The organism is Caballeronia sp. GAWG1-5s-s (genome assembly GCF_023631445.1).
GTDB lineage: Bacteria > Pseudomonadota > Gammaproteobacteria > Burkholderiales > Burkholderiaceae > Caballeronia.
Window position 1 is genome coordinate 98,189 of sequence record NZ_JALQDC010000030.1, and the last position, 13,881, is coordinate 112,069.

Annotated in this window: 12 protein-coding genes; 6 read left to right on the forward strand and 6 right to left on the reverse strand. The window is 63.1% G+C overall.

The genetic code is table 11. From position 1 onward, the window contains the following. Nucleotides 1–31: 31 nt before the first annotated feature. The 5 genes from NCR34_RS22845 to NCR34_RS22865 form a co-directional block, all read right to left on the reverse strand. Entirely contained in the window at nucleotides 32–988 is a 957-nt protein-coding gene (locus NCR34_RS22845) for a choline ABC transporter substrate-binding protein (protein WP_284506664.1), read from the reverse strand. A gap of 44 nt (nucleotides 989–1,032) precedes the next feature. After that, entirely contained in the window at nucleotides 1,033–2,754 is a 1,722-nt protein-coding gene (gene betA, locus NCR34_RS22850) for a choline dehydrogenase (RefSeq protein WP_250501097.1), read from the reverse strand. Between the two features lie 11 nt (nucleotides 2,755–2,765). Continuing rightward, a complete protein-coding gene (gene betB, locus NCR34_RS22855; protein WP_250501098.1) occupies nucleotides 2,766–4,235 on the reverse strand; it encodes a betaine-aldehyde dehydrogenase in 1,470 nt (489 codons plus the stop codon). Nucleotides 4,236–4,265: 30 nt separating this feature from the next. Further along, a complete protein-coding gene (gene betI, locus NCR34_RS22860) occupies nucleotides 4,266–4,853 on the reverse strand; it encodes a transcriptional regulator BetI (RefSeq protein WP_250501099.1) in 588 nt (195 codons plus the stop codon). 121 nt (nucleotides 4,854–4,974) lie between these two features. Then, nucleotides 4,975–5,874, reverse strand: coding sequence for a choline sulfate utilization transcriptional regulator (locus NCR34_RS22865; protein WP_250501100.1), 900 nt, complete (start codon nucleotides 5,872–5,874; stop codon nucleotides 4,975–4,977). A gap of 127 nt (nucleotides 5,875–6,001) precedes the next feature. On the opposite strand from NCR34_RS22865, the gene betC reads away from it, so the two are divergent. From betC to NCR34_RS22880, 3 genes are all read left to right on the forward strand, one after another. Next, on the forward strand, nucleotides 6,002–7,537 hold the full coding sequence (betC, locus tag NCR34_RS22870) for a choline-sulfatase (RefSeq protein ID WP_250501101.1): 1,536 nt from the start codon (nucleotides 6,002–6,004) through the stop codon (nucleotides 7,535–7,537). Between the two features lie 41 nt (nucleotides 7,538–7,578). After that, nucleotides 7,579–8,526: a choline ABC transporter substrate-binding protein gene (locus NCR34_RS22875; RefSeq protein ID WP_250501102.1), complete on the forward strand. Its 948-nt coding sequence runs from the start codon at nucleotides 7,579–7,581 to the stop codon at nucleotides 8,524–8,526. A gap of 130 nt (nucleotides 8,527–8,656) precedes the next feature. Continuing rightward, nucleotides 8,657–9,832, forward strand: a complete 1,176-nt coding sequence (locus tag NCR34_RS22880; RefSeq protein WP_248323495.1) for a porin — start codon at nucleotides 8,657–8,659, stop codon at nucleotides 9,830–9,832. 2 nt (nucleotides 9,833–9,834) lie between these two features. Here the strand turns inward: NCR34_RS22880 and NCR34_RS22885 are convergent, their stop codons facing one another. Next, nucleotides 9,835–10,806 (reverse strand): GlxA family transcriptional regulator, encoded by a 972-nt coding sequence (locus tag NCR34_RS22885; protein WP_248323494.1) that lies wholly within the window; start codon nucleotides 10,804–10,806, stop codon nucleotides 9,835–9,837. A 180-nt stretch (nucleotides 10,807–10,986) separates the two neighbouring features. On the opposite strand from NCR34_RS22885, the gene NCR34_RS22890 reads away from it, so the two are divergent. From NCR34_RS22890 to NCR34_RS22900, 3 genes are read left to right on the forward strand one after another with little or no spacing between them, the layout of a single operon-like run. Continuing rightward, on the forward strand, nucleotides 10,987–11,925 hold the full coding sequence (locus NCR34_RS22890; RefSeq protein WP_248323493.1) for a choline ABC transporter substrate-binding protein: 939 nt from the start codon (nucleotides 10,987–10,989) through the stop codon (nucleotides 11,923–11,925). Nucleotides 11,926–11,983: 58 nt separating this feature from the next. Then, on the forward strand, nucleotides 11,984–12,913 hold the full coding sequence (gene cdhC / locus NCR34_RS22895) for a 3-dehydrocarnitine:acetyl-CoA trimethylamine transferase CdhC (protein ID WP_250501103.1): 930 nt from the start codon (nucleotides 11,984–11,986) through the stop codon (nucleotides 12,911–12,913). Nucleotides 12,914–12,932: 19 nt separating this feature from the next. Continuing rightward, entirely contained in the window at nucleotides 12,933–13,880 is a 948-nt protein-coding gene (locus tag NCR34_RS22900) for an L-carnitine dehydrogenase (RefSeq protein WP_248323491.1), read from the forward strand. The last annotated feature ends 1 nt before the right edge of the window (nucleotide 13,881 follow it).

Genomic DNA, 13,881 nt, shown 5'->3' on the forward strand with positions numbered 1-13,881 from the left:
GCCGCTACTGGGCGATGAGTCCGTTCGCGTCTCAGTGGTTCGCCAGATAAGCCTTGACCGCAGGCAGTCCCGGCTTTCCGTCGATCGTCGTCACGCCCGCGAGCCAGCCGTCGAGAATGGAAGGGTTGGCCTTCAGCCAATCGAGCGTGGCCTTGTTCGGGTCTTCCTTGTCCATGATGTGAGTCATGATCTGATTCTCCATCGCGGTACTGAAACGAAGGTTAGAAAAGAGCTTCGCCGCGTTCGGGCATCGGGTCGCGTAATCGGTCGGCTGCACGGTGTACACCTTCGCTTCACCGTAATTCGGGCCGAACACGTCATCGCCGCCTGATAGATAGTTGATCTTCATTCGCACGTTCATCGGATGCGGTTCCCAGCCGAGGAAGACGATCCACTCTTTGTTCTGAATCGCCCGGTTCACCTGCACGAGCATGCCCGCCTCGCTGGATTCCACGAGCTTGAATTTGCCGAGACCGTACTGATTGGCCTTGATCATTTTGTCGATAAGAATATTGGCGTCGTTGCCCGGCTCGATTCCATAGATCTTGTACTGCAGCTTGTCCGCGTTCTTCGCGATATCGGAGAAGCTTTTGATGCCCGCTTGATAAACATAGTCGGGAACGGCCAGCGTATATTTCGCACCGGTCAAGTTAGGCGGGTTCACGACCTTGACAGACCCGGACTTGACGAACGGCTCGATGACCGGGTCCATGGAAGGCGACCAGTAGCCGAGAAAGGCGTCGATCTGTTTCGACTTCACGCCGGCGAACGTGATGGGAACCGAGGCCATCATCTTCGACGGCGCATAGCCCAGTCCTTGCAGGACGTTGGTTGTCAGCCCGGTCGTCGCGGCGATGTCGGACCAGCCGATGTCGGCCATGCGAACGGTCCGGCAGCTAGCCGGATCCGCCGCCTGCGCGCTCACGGCGAAGCTGCTGGCGAAAGCAATAGCGAAGGTGCATGTCAATCCGGCTACGAAGTGTCTCATCGCTGCTCCAGTTGAAAGATGTGAACGTGTGATGGCTGCTTGCTTCAAAGCTCTTTGACGCTGACGACGGACCGTAGCGGCGCGTTCGCGCTCACAGAAGCGCGCTGCTTTCTGGCGCTGTCGGCAACAAAATAAGGAGTATTGACTTTAGGAAGCGGCGCGATGCCTCGAATGCGGTCCGCGATCTTCTCCGCGAGCATGATGGTCGGCGCGTTCAGGTTGCCCGTCGTGATCTGCGGCATGATCGATGCGTCCACGACGCGCAGGCCGGTCATGCCGTGCACGCGCCCCTCGGTGTCGACGACCGCCATGTCGTCATAGCCCATCTTGCACGAGCAAGAAGGGTGATATGCGGTCTCCGCCTTCGCGCGCACGAACGCATCGAGCTCGCTATCGCTCATTGCATCGGTGCCGGGATGCAGCTCTTCTCCGCGATAGCGCGCGAGCGCCGGCTGCCGCATGATGTCCCGCGTGATGCGGATTCCGTCGCGGAACTCGCGCCAGTCGAGCGGATCGGCCATATAGTTGAACAGGATGCTCGGATGCGCGTTCGGATCGCGCGACTTGAGCTTCACGCGGCCGCGGCTCGGCGAACGCATGGAGCCGACGTGCGCCTGAAAGCCGTGCATCTCGATGGGATTGGAGCCGTTGTAATTGATCGCGACGGGCAGGAAGTGATACTGGATGTTCGGCCAGAGATCGTCGTCGCGCGTGCGGATGAAGCCGCCCGCTTCGAAATGATTCGTCGCGCCGATGCCGGTTCCCTTGACCATCCATTCGAGCCCGATAGCCGGCTGGTTCCACCACTTCAGCGCAGGGTAGAGCGTCACCGGTTCCTTGCATGCGTACTGCATGTACATCTCCAGATGATCCTGAAGGTTCTCGCCGACGCCCGGCAAGTGATGCACCAACGGGATCTCCAGTTCCTTCAGCCATGAGGACGGCCCTACGCCGGAGCGTTGCAACAACTGAGGCGACGCAATCGCACCGCAGCACACGAGCACTTCCCGACGCACATGCGCCGTCTCGCGCTGGCCGCCATGCAGATAAGCGACGCCGATCGCGCGCTTGCCTGAAAAGAGCACGCGGTCCGTTGCGGCATGCGTCACGATGGTGAGATTGGCGCGATGCCTCGCGCGGTCGAGATAGCCACGCGCGGTGCTCGCGCGCCGGCCGTTCGCCGTGACGGTCCGATCCATCGGGCCGAAGCCTTCTTGCTGATAGCCGTTGAGATCGTCCGTGCGCGGATAGCCCGCCTGCACGCCGGCTTCCACCATCGCGGCAAAAAGCGGATTGTTGCCGGGCTTGCTCGTCGTCACATGCACCGGGCCGTCGCCACCGTGGTATTCGTTCGGGCCGATATCGCGCGTCTCGGCCTTGCGGAAATACGGCAGGCAATCGAGGTAGCTCCAGTTTTCGAGCCCCGGAATCGACGCCCAGTTGTCGTAATCGAGCGCATTGCCGCGGATATAGCACATGCCGTTGATGAGCGACGATCCGCCGAGCCCCTTGCCGCGTCCGCATTCCATGCGGCGGTTGTTCATGTGCGGCTCAGGCTCCGTTTCGTAGGCCCAGTTATAGCGGCGCCCTTGCAGCGGATACGCGAGCGCGGCCGGCATCTGCGTGCGGAAATCGAAGCGGTAATCGGGACCGCCTGCTTCCAGCAGCAGCACAGTCACGTCTTGGTCTTCGGTCAGACGGGACGCGAGCACGTTGCCCGCCGAACCCGCGCCGACGATGATGTAGTCGAATTCTTTCGCGCTCATCGGCATGCTCCTCAAAACACGGGTTGATACGGTCCGAGTTCCACCTGAACCGACTTGATGCGCGTATAGGCGTGCAGGGTGACGATGCCGTTCTCGCGACCGATGCCGGACTGCTTGTATCCGCCAACGGGCATCTCCGCGGGCGATTCGCCCCACGTATTGATCCAGCAGATGCCCGCATGCAGCCGATGCACCACGCGGTGCGCGCGCGACAGGTTCTCGGTCACGACGCCCGCGGCGAGGCCATAGATCGTGTCGTTCGCGCGGGCGATGACTTCGGCCTCGTCGTCGAAGGGCAGGATGCACATGACCGGACCGAATATCTCTTCCTGCACGATGCGCATGTCGTCGCGGCAATCCGCGAAGACGGTCGGCGCTACGTAATTGCCGCGAGCGAATGCGCCATCGGTCAGACGCTCGCCGCCTGCAATGAGCCGCGCGCCTTCGCGCTTGCCTTCTTCGATGTAGCCGAGCACCTTATGCATCTGCGCGGCGCTGACAAGCGGCCCGAAGTTCGTATCCGCATTCTCCGGCGCGCCGATGCGAATGCGCTTCACGCGTTCCAACACAAGGCGTTCGAAGTGCTCGACGACACCACGCTCGACGAACACGCGCGTGCCGTTGGTGCATACCTGGCCCGAGCTGAAGAAGTTCGCGCTCATCGCGATATCGGCGGCGCGTTCGAGATTCGAATCGGCGAAGACGATCAGCGGCGACTTGCCGCCGAGTTCCATCGTCACGTCCTTGAGCGTGGAACCGCCCGCGCGCGCCATCACCTTCTTGCCGGTCTCGATGCCGCCGGTGAACGAGATCTTGTCGATGCCCGCGTGCTCCGCGAGCATCGCCCCGACGCGGGCATCGCCCTGTACCACGTTAAACAAGCCCGGCGGCGCCCCCGCTTCCGTGTAGATTTCCGCGAGCTTCAACGCGCTCAAGGGCGTGACTTCGCTCGGCTTGAAGATCATCGCGTTGCCTGCCGCGAGCGCGGGCCCCGACTTCCAGCATGCGATCTGTATCGGATAATTCCACGCGCCGATGCCCGCGCACACGCCGATGGGCTCGCGCCGCGTATAGACGAAGGACGCTTCGCGCAGCGGTATCTGCTCGCCTTCTATGGCGGTCGCGAGCCCCGCGTAATACTCGATAACGTCCGCGCCCGTGACGATATCCACGGCGCGCGTCTCGGCGATCGGCTTGCCCGTATCGCGCGTTTCGAGGGCGGCGAGTTCGTCGTTGCGCGCGCGGAGCAAGTCCACCGCGCGACGCAGAATGCGCGAGCGTTGCATCGCCGTCAACGCGGCCCATTCCTGCTGCGCGGCCTGCGCTGACCGCACCGCCCGGTCGATGTCGGCCTGCGAGGCCTGCTGCACGCGCGCGAGGCTTTCACCCGTGGCGGGATCGAACGTCTCGAAGGTTTCGCCGCTCGTCGCATCGACATATTCACCGCCGATGTAAAGCCGTTGCTCGTCGAAAAGGGGCATCGCCTGCGTCTCCTGAGTGCGTTGTGGGGATCAGTCGCGTGGCTGGATCATGAGATCGATGTAGTCGTACGAGACGCGCAGCGCGCTCTTCGTATCGAACGGTTCGCCCGCGAGCGCGCCACGCAACCACAGACCGTCGATCAGCGCCGCGAGTCCCGTCGCCGCGCGGCGCGCGGCAGGGCGGCTCAGCACGCGCGAGAAGTCGGTGCAGAGGTTCGAGTACAGACGGCGCGTATTCACGTATTGCAAGCGCCGCAGGTGTTCCTTGTGCATGCTCTCGGACCAGAACGCGAGCCACGTTTTCATGACCGGTCCGTTGACCTGCTCGACGTCGAAGTTCGCGGCGACGACCGCGCGCAGTTTCGAACGCGCATCGGGCTTCGCGGCCTTGCGCCGGCGCGAGGTGCCTTGCCACAGGGATCGCAATACATGGCGCATCGTGGCTTCCAGCAGCCCGTCCTTATCGCCGAAGTAATGGCTCACGATGCCCGTCGAAATCGACGCGCGCTGCGCCACGGTCGCGAGCGTGGCGCCCGTGAGTCCGACTTCGTCGATGGTCAGCAACGTGGCATCGATAAGTTGCGCGCGACGAAGCTCGCGCATTCCAAGCTTGGGCATGGTGATCGACCTGTGAGAGCACGGCCGCCCTTGGCATTTACCAGAGCGTCGGCACATGCTACTTTTTTTATTTTGAACGGTCAATCAACAAAAACGGCAAGAAAAAGGCGAGCCGTTTGCGTCAGACGATTGCGTCGCACTCGTCCAGCAGCCAGTCCTGAAACGCGCGCACGGCGGGCGGTTCTTCGCGCCGCGTCAGCAGCATGTAGCCGCGATCGGTGACGAGCGAGGTTTCACTCAACGCGACGAGCTGGCCCGTAGCGACCAGTTCGTCGATGAGCGGCGACCAGCCCAGCGCGACGCCCTGGCCCATGACCGCCGCATGCGCCACCAGCGCGTAGCTGTTAAAGGTCAGCCCGCCATGCATCGGCGGCGCGGCTTGTCCGTGCGCGTCGAACCACGCGTGCCACGAGAGCCACCGCTCCGGCTGCGTGCGCTCGACGTGTAACAGCGGTAGCCGCGAGAGATCGGACGTGTCGTGCGTCGCCGCGAACGTGGGGCTGCATACGGGCGTGACGCGTTCCGGGAACAGCTTCACGGCCCGGCGCGCGCCCCAGTCGCCGTGCATGTCGCCGAACACGATGGCCACGTCCGCGCCGTCGCCGGACGCACTCGGCATCTGCTGCGACGTGATGATCTTCACGTCGACATCGGGCATCAGCGCCTTGAATTGCGGCAGGCGCGGCATGAGCCAGTAGGTGGCGAAGCCGAAGTCTGTCGACAAGGTGAGCGCGCGCTGGGCACGGCGCGAGCGGATATCGCCCGTGGCCTGGCGGATGACGTCGAGGCCCTGACGCACCGCGTCGAAGAGGCGCGCGCCGTCTTCGGTGAGCGTCACGCCGCGATGGCCGCGCTCGAAAAGCGCCGTCCCGAGCGCTTCTTCCAGTTGCACGACGCGCTGGCTCACCGCGGGCTGCGTCGAGCCGAGTTCGCGCGCCGCCGCCGTGAAGCTCGCGAGCCGCGCGGCGGATTCGAACATCAGCAGCGCCTGCATGGGCGGCAGGCGGTCTTGTCGCGGCATAACGGCTCCTTATGAGCGCATAACGAAATGTCGTCTTCACAGACGAAAATCGGACGGCAATAGTGGCGTTGCGCGAACAACCCGGGCGCGCGGATTCCGGCATCCGATTCTATTCGAGGCGTGCTCCATGCTTGAAGCGAAACAAAATATCCTTGTTTTGATGGCCGATCAACTGACGCCGTTCGCGCTCGCCGCGTACGGCAACCGCGTGACGAAGACGCCGCATATCGACGCGCTCGCGCGTCGCGGCGTGGTGTTCGAATCGGCGTACTGCGCGAGTCCGCTGTGCGCGCCGTCGCGTTTCTCCTTGCTGGCGGGAAAGCTGCCCTCGAAGATCGGCGCTTATGACAACGCCGCCGAGTTTCCGTCCGAGACGCTGACCTTCGCGCATTATCTGCGCGCCGAGGGCTATCGCACGATCCTGTCGGGCAAGATGCATTTCTGCGGCGCGGATCAATTGCACGGCTTCGAAGAGCGTCTCACCACCGATATCTATCCCGCCGATTTCGGCTGGACGCCCGACTGGCGCGACTTCGAAACGCGCCCATCGTGGTATCACAACATGAGTTCCGTCATCGATGCAGGTCCGTGCGTGCGGACCAATCAACTCGACTTCGACGACGAAGTGACGTTCACCGCCCGCCAGAAGCTCTTCGATCTCGCCCGCGAGCGGCAAGCGGGCAAGGACGCGCGGCCTTTCCTGATGGTGGCGTCGCTGACGCATCCGCACGACCCGTATGCGATACCGCGCAAATACTGGGACATGTACCGCGATGAGGATGTGGACATGCCGCTTCATCGCGACTCGCTGGAAGCGAGCGATCCGCATTCGCGGCGTCTGCGTCACGTCTACGAAGCCGACCGCACGCCGCCGACCGACCAGCAGATCCGCAACGCGCGGCGTGCTTATTACGGCGCGGTGTCGTATGTCGATGACCAGTTCGGCGCCATTCTGGAAGCGCTGGAGCAGGCCGGACTCGCGGACGACACCACGATCATCGTCACGTCCGACCACGGCGAGATGCTCGGAGAGCGCAACCTCTGGTACAAGATGACCTTCTTCGAGGGCGGCTGCCGCGTGCCGCTCATCGTGCATCGGCCTGGGCGCTTCGAGGCGCATCGCGTCGCCGACTCCGTCTCGCATCTCGATCTGCTGCCGACGCTCGTCGATCTCGCGGGTAATGACCAGCCGCGCGACTGGCCCGATGCCATCGACGGACGCAGCCTCATGCCGCATCTGAAGGGAACGGGCGGTCATGACGAAGCGATCGGCGAGTATCTGGCCGAAGGCGCGATCGCGCCGATCGTCATGATCCGGCGCGGCGCGTACAAGTTCATTCATACGAAGGTCGATCCCGACCAGCTTTATGACCTCGAAGCCGATCCGTTCGAGCGCAGTAATCTCGCCGAAGACGAACGGCACCGCGCGCTCGTTGCCGCGTTTCGCGAGGAAGTGGCGCGCCGCTGGGATCTCGACGCGTTGCATCGCGACGTGCTGGCGAGCCAGCGCCGCCGTCACTTCCATTTCGCGTCGACCACGCGCGGGGCGATTCAGTCGTGGGACTGGCAGCCCCGCGTTGATGCAAGCCAGCGTTACATGCGCAATCATCTCGACCTCGACGATCTCGAAGCGATGGCGCGCTTTCCCGCCGTCGAACACTGAAGCCGCTTGACCATCCACCGCACTCACCGACAGGAACGCAGATGAAAACAGTCCTATTTCAGGCAGTTTTATATACCGCGCTCGGCTGCGCGGCGTCGGCCGCATTCGCCGCCGATCCGCCGTCCTGCACGCAGGTGCGCATGGCCGATCCCGGCTGGACCGACATCGACGCGACCAACGCGATGAGCGGCATCGTGCTGAAGGCGCTCGGCTACCGGCAGGACGTCGCGAATCTCTCGGTGCCGATCACGTATCAGGGCTTGAAGAAAGGGCAGATCGACGTGTTTCTCGGCAACTGGATGCCCGCGCAGGCGCCGCTCGTGAAGCCGTTCGTCGACGAGAAATCCATCGACGTGGTGCGGCCGAACCTGACCAACGCCAAGTTCACGCTCGCCGTGCCGGACTATGTGGCGGCGGCCGGGGTGCATTCATTCGCGGACCTGGAGAAGAACGCCGACAAGTTCGACAAGCGCATCTACGGCATCGAGCCGGGCGCGCCGGCGAATCAGAACCTCAAGAAGATGGTGGACGACAAAGCCTTCGGTCTCGGCGACTGGAAGGTCGTGGAATCGAGCGAAACCGGCATGCTGACGCAAGTCGAGCGCGCCATACGCGACAAGAAGTTCATCGTTTTCCTCGCGTGGGAGCCGCATCTGATGAACACGAAGTTCAAGCTCGTCTATCTGGATGGCGGCGACAAGTATCTCGGTCCGAACTTCGGCGGCGCGACGGTGAACACGGTCTCGCGCAGCGGCTATGAACAGCAATGCCCGAACGTCGGGCGTCTGTTCCGGCAGATGGCGTTCAACGTCGATCTGGAGAACGGCGTCATTACCGACGTGCTCGACAAGAAGCGGAAGATCGATTCGGCTGCAACCGATGCGCTCAAGCGCAATCCCGCGCTCCTCAAAACATGGCTCGAAGGCGTGACCACGGCTAACGGCGGCAATGGACTGGAAGCGGTTCAAAGCGCGCTGGGTGTGAAGTAACAGACTCACTGCGCCGACGCATGCAGCGCGATCTCGTCGCAACTGAACACATTTGCGTCGCAATTAGTCGAGCCGCCACGTATATGGCAATTTACTTTACGTGTCGATCCACAATAAAAAGGACACGCTGATGAACACACCGAATGCCGTACAACGCCACGCACGACGCGCGTCGTGCATCACCGGTTTCGTCCTCGCAGCAAGCGCGTCCATCGCGCCTCTTCAAGCACAAGCACAAAGCAGCGTGACGCTCTACGGCATTATCGACGCAGGCATTACCTATGTGAACAACACCGGCGGTTCGCATGTCGTGAAGTTCGACGACGGCATCTCTTACGGCAACCGTATCGGCTTTCGCGGAACGGAAGATCTGGGCGGCGGACTGCAAGCGGTCTTCGCGCTGGAGTCGGGCTTCCATCTCGGCAACGGGAGCTACGCATTCGGCGGCGCGGAGTTCGGCCGTCAGGCGTACGTGGGTCTCGCAAGCAAGGAGTGGGGCCAGGTGTCGTTCGGTAATCAGCTGGATATGACCGAAGAGTTCGTCTATCTGTACAACATCTCTGCGTGGGCGAGCGGCTATGCGATTCACCAGGGCGACTTCGACCGCATGAACGGCGACCGGCTGCCGAACTCGGTGAAGTTCCTGTCCAGCAACTACGGCGGCTTCACGTTCGGCGGCATGTATTCGTTCGGCAACGTCGCGGGCAACTTTCATCGCAATAGCGCATGGAGCGTGGGCGGACACTACGCCGCAAATACGTTTAACTTAGGCATCGCCTATACGCAATTGAATAACCCCAATGGCATCTATGCGTTCGATCCGTATGCGATGATCGGCGCGCATACGTTCCTCGGGCAGCCCGTCGTCAGCATCGATCCCGTGACGGGCGCGCGCACGGACCTCTACAGCACGAACGCGTTTCCGACCGACAAGCAAGGCGCGCTCGCAATGGGCGCCGCGTGGACGATCGGCGATCTCATGGTGTCGGGCAATTTCACGTGGACGAGCATCAAGGGGCTGGGCGTGACGTCCTACATGCGAGTCTACGAGGCGGGCGCATCCTATAACTTCAGGCCGGATATCGCGCTCTACGGCGGCTACCAGCACACGCGATTCGAAGGCAATCACTGGAATCAGGGATCGCTCGGGCTGCACTATCTCTTGTCGAAGCGCACTGACGTCTATATCTCCGGCGATTATCTGCGTTCTTCCGGCCCGGTCGACGCGGTCATCGGCTACAGCTTCACGCCGTCGACGTCGAACACGCAGGCAGATGTGCGCGTCGGCATGCGGCACTCGTTCTGAGGTCAGGCGGCCCGGGCGGTGATCGCGGCGCGCACGGCGCTGCGGTCCTCCCGCGGGCTCGCATTGAAGCGCGCCCGATACGTCCGCGAAAAATGCGAAGGCGATTCGAAGCCGCACGCGACACAGACCGCGAGTATCGACATGTCGGTTTGCTGAAGCAGTTCCCGGGCGCGCGCGAGACGCAGGCCGAGATAGAAATGCGTCGGCGTGTCCTTCAGCGCCGAGCAGAATAGGCGTTCCAGCTGTCGCCGCGTGACGCCGATGGATTCGGCCAGCGCATCGGGCGCAAGCGGCTCTTCCATGTGCTGCTCCATCACGCCGATCACCTGTATCAGCTTGCGGTTATGAATGCCGTAACGCGCGGCGATCTTCATGCGCTGATGATCGCTGCGCTGCCGGATGCGCCCGAGCACGAACTGCTCGGAGACTTGCGCGGCGAGTTCCGCGCCGTGATCGCGCGCGATCAGGTCGAGCATCAAGTCGATGGATGCCGTGCCGCCCGCGCAGGTGATGCGTCGCGCGTCGATCTCGAAGATCTCCTGGCTCGTTTCGATGGACGGATACTGCTCCGCGAATGCCGCCAGCGCCTCCCAGTGCAAGGTCACGCGCTTGCCCGCGAGCAGCCCCGCTTCGGCAAGAATGAAACTCCCCGTATCGATGCCGCCGAGCGTCGCGCCTGCGCGATCCAGTCTGCGCAGCCACTCGCCGATGCCGCGCGTGTACGCGGCGAGCGGCTCGAATCCCGATACGACGATGAGCGCGCGCACATCGGCGGCTTCGTCGATGGAACGCTCCGCATTGAGCGAAATGCCGTTGCTCGCGACGACCGGCCCGCCATCGACCGAAACAATGTGCCAGCGGTACAGCTCGCCCCTGAAGCGGTTCGCCACGCGCAGCGGCTCGATCGCGGACATGAAGCCGATCGACGAGAACTGCGGCAGCAGCAGGAAGTGGAAGTCTTGAGGAACGGGCATCGATATAGGGCGCACCGGTCAGCGATCCGTCACGCTATCAAGTGCAAAAAGCGCGCGCAATCGGGCGTGTCCCTGTAAACCCGCAGGTCGCTCGCGGTCAATTCGTGGTCGCAATGAGGCGTTCCGGTGGTTTAATGCAGCGGTACTTTCTACACACGTTCTTTCGACGGTCACGCCACCATGAAACTTCGCCTGCTCTCGCTTCTCGTAGCATCCGCATGCGCCGCGCACGTCGCCTATGCGAACGACGATGCGACCTGCCGCACCGTGCGCTTCGTCGATATCGGCTGGACGGACATCACCTCGACGACGGCGCTCGCGTCGGTGCTGTTCGAAGGGCTCGGCTATACGCCGCGGACCACGGTCGCATCGGTGCCGATCTCGCTCGCGGGCCTGAAGAACAAACAGATCGACGTGTCGCTCGGCTACTGGTGGCCGGTGCAGGAGAAGGCGGTGCAGCCGTTTCTCGATGCCAAGAGCATCGACAAGATCGAGCCGCCCAATCTCTCGGGCGCGAAGGCGACGCTCGCCGTGCCCAGCTATGCGTACGACGCGGGTATCAAGAGCTTTGCCGATATCGCGAAGCACAAGGACGAGCTCGATGGCACGATCTACGGCATCGAACCGGGCAGCAGCGCGAACGCCAAGATTCAGAAGATGATCGACACGAATCAGTTCGGTCTCGGCGGCTTCAAGCTGGTTCAATCGAGCGAAGCAGGAATGCTCGTGACCGTGGAACGCGCGATCCGCGAGAAGAAGCCGGTCGTGTTCCTCGCGTGGGAGCCGCATCCCATGAACATCCAGATGAAGATCAACTATCTGGCGGGCGGAGACGACGTATTCGGCCCGAACTATGGCGAGGCGCGCGTCTATACGCTGACCAACCCGGACTTCCTCGCGCGCTGCCCGAACGCGGGCAAGCTCGTGAAGAATCTGCGCTTCACGACCGATCTCGAGAACCGCCTCATGCAGCCGGTGATGAACAAGGAACGCCCCGCCGATGCAGCGAAGGCGTATCTCAAGCAGAACCCGCAACTGCTCGATTCGTGGCTTGCTGGCGTGAAGACCGTCGATGGAAAGGACGGTCTGCCCGCGGTCAAACAGTATCTCGGCTTCTGATTTCCGCCCCGGTGACGCGTTCACCGGTCTTTCGAAGTACTTAGGTATCAAGATAAACATGAACTACGAAGTCATCGTTACTTGCGCAGTCACCGGAGTGGGCGACACGACCAACAGGCACCCCGCGATTCCGGTGACGCCCAAGGAGATTGCCGATGCAGCGATCGAAGCCGCGCGCGCCGGCGCGACCGTCGCGCATTGCCATGTGCGCGATCCTCGCACCGGACGAGGCAGCCGCGATCCCGCGTTGTACCGCGAAGTGGTGGACCGCATCCGCTCTTCGGACGTGGACGTCATCATCAACCTGACCGCGGGCATGGGCGGTGATCTGGAGATCGGTCCGGGCGAAGAGCCGATGCGCTTCGGCAAGGGCACGGACCTGGTCGGCGGCCTCACGCGTCTCGCGCATGTCGAGGAGTTGCTGCCCGAAATCTGCACGCTCGATTGCGGCACGCTCAACTTCGGCGATGGCGACTACATCTACGTTTCCACGCCCGCGCAATTGCGAGCGGGCGCGAAGCGGATACAGGAATTGGGCGTGAAGCCCGAACTCGAAATATTCGATACCGGGCACTTGTGGTTCGCGAATCAACTGCTCAAAGAGGGTCTGCTCGATGCGCCGCCGCTTTTTCAACTGTGCATGGGCATTCCGTGGGGCGCGCCGCCCGACACGGGCACGATGAAGGCGATGGTCGACAACTTGCCGCCCGGCGCGCATTGGGCCGGCTTCGGCATCGGCCGGATGCAGATGCCGATGGTCGCGCAGGCGATGCTGCTCGGCGGCCATGTTCGCGTCGGTCTCGAAGACAATCTGTGGCTGGATCGCGGCGTGCCGGCGAGCAACGGAACGCTGGTGCAGCGAGCCGTCGAGATCATCGAACGCCTGGGGGGCCGCGCGCTGACGCCCGCCGAGGGGCGCAGAAAACTCGGCCTGCCGGCGCGCGGCGAGCGTGCGCTGGAAAAGCGCGCAGTCGAACAATTCGCGTGAGCACTGAAGGAGCGAGCACATGCAAGTGAAGCAATTCGCCGCGTTAGGCGTGGGCGTCATCGGTAGTGGATGGGTTTCGCGCGCCCTCGCGCATGGTCTCGATGTCACCGTGTGGGACCCGGCGCCGAATGCGGAAGCGGTGGTTCGCGCGAACGTCGCGAACGCATGGCCCGCGCTGGAGCGCGTCGGGCTGGCGCCGGGCGCCTCGCAGCAACGGCTGCGCGTGGTGTCGAGCGTGGAGGAGTGCGTCGCCAGCGCGGACTTCATACAGGAGAGCGCGCCCGAGCGCGAAGACCTAAAGCTCGCGCTGCATGAGCGCGTGAGCCGCGCGGCGAAACCCGAGGCGATCATCGCGTCGTCGACATCGGGACTCTTGCCGAGCGACTTCTATGCGAGCGCGGTTCGCCCCGAGCGATGCGTCGTCGGCCATCCATTCAACCCGGTGTATCTGCTGCCGCTCGTGGAAGTGCTGGGCGGCGGGAGCACGTCGGAAGAATCGATCGACGCAGCCATGACGTTCTATGCTTCCATCGGCATGCGGCCGTTACGCGTGCGCGCCGAGGTGCCGGGTTTCATCGCCGACAGACTGCTCGAAGCGTTGTGGCGCGAGGCGCTGCATCTGGTGAATGAAGGCGTGGCGACGACAGGCGAGATCGACGACGCCATTCGCTACGGCGCCGGCATTCGCTGGTCGTTCATGGGAACGTTTCTGACCTACACGCTCGCGGGCGGCGAAGCGGGCATGCGGCACTTCATGCAGCAGTTCGGGCCCGCGCTGCAACTGCCGTGGACGAAGCTCATCGCGCCCGAGTTGACCGATGAACTCATCGACCGCGTCGTGGACGGCACCGCGAAGCAGACGAAGGGACGCAGCATCAAGGATCTGGAACGGTATCGCGACGACTGCATCACGAGCGTGATCGAGGCGATCACAGCGGCCAAGACGCGTCACGGCATCGAGGACTGAC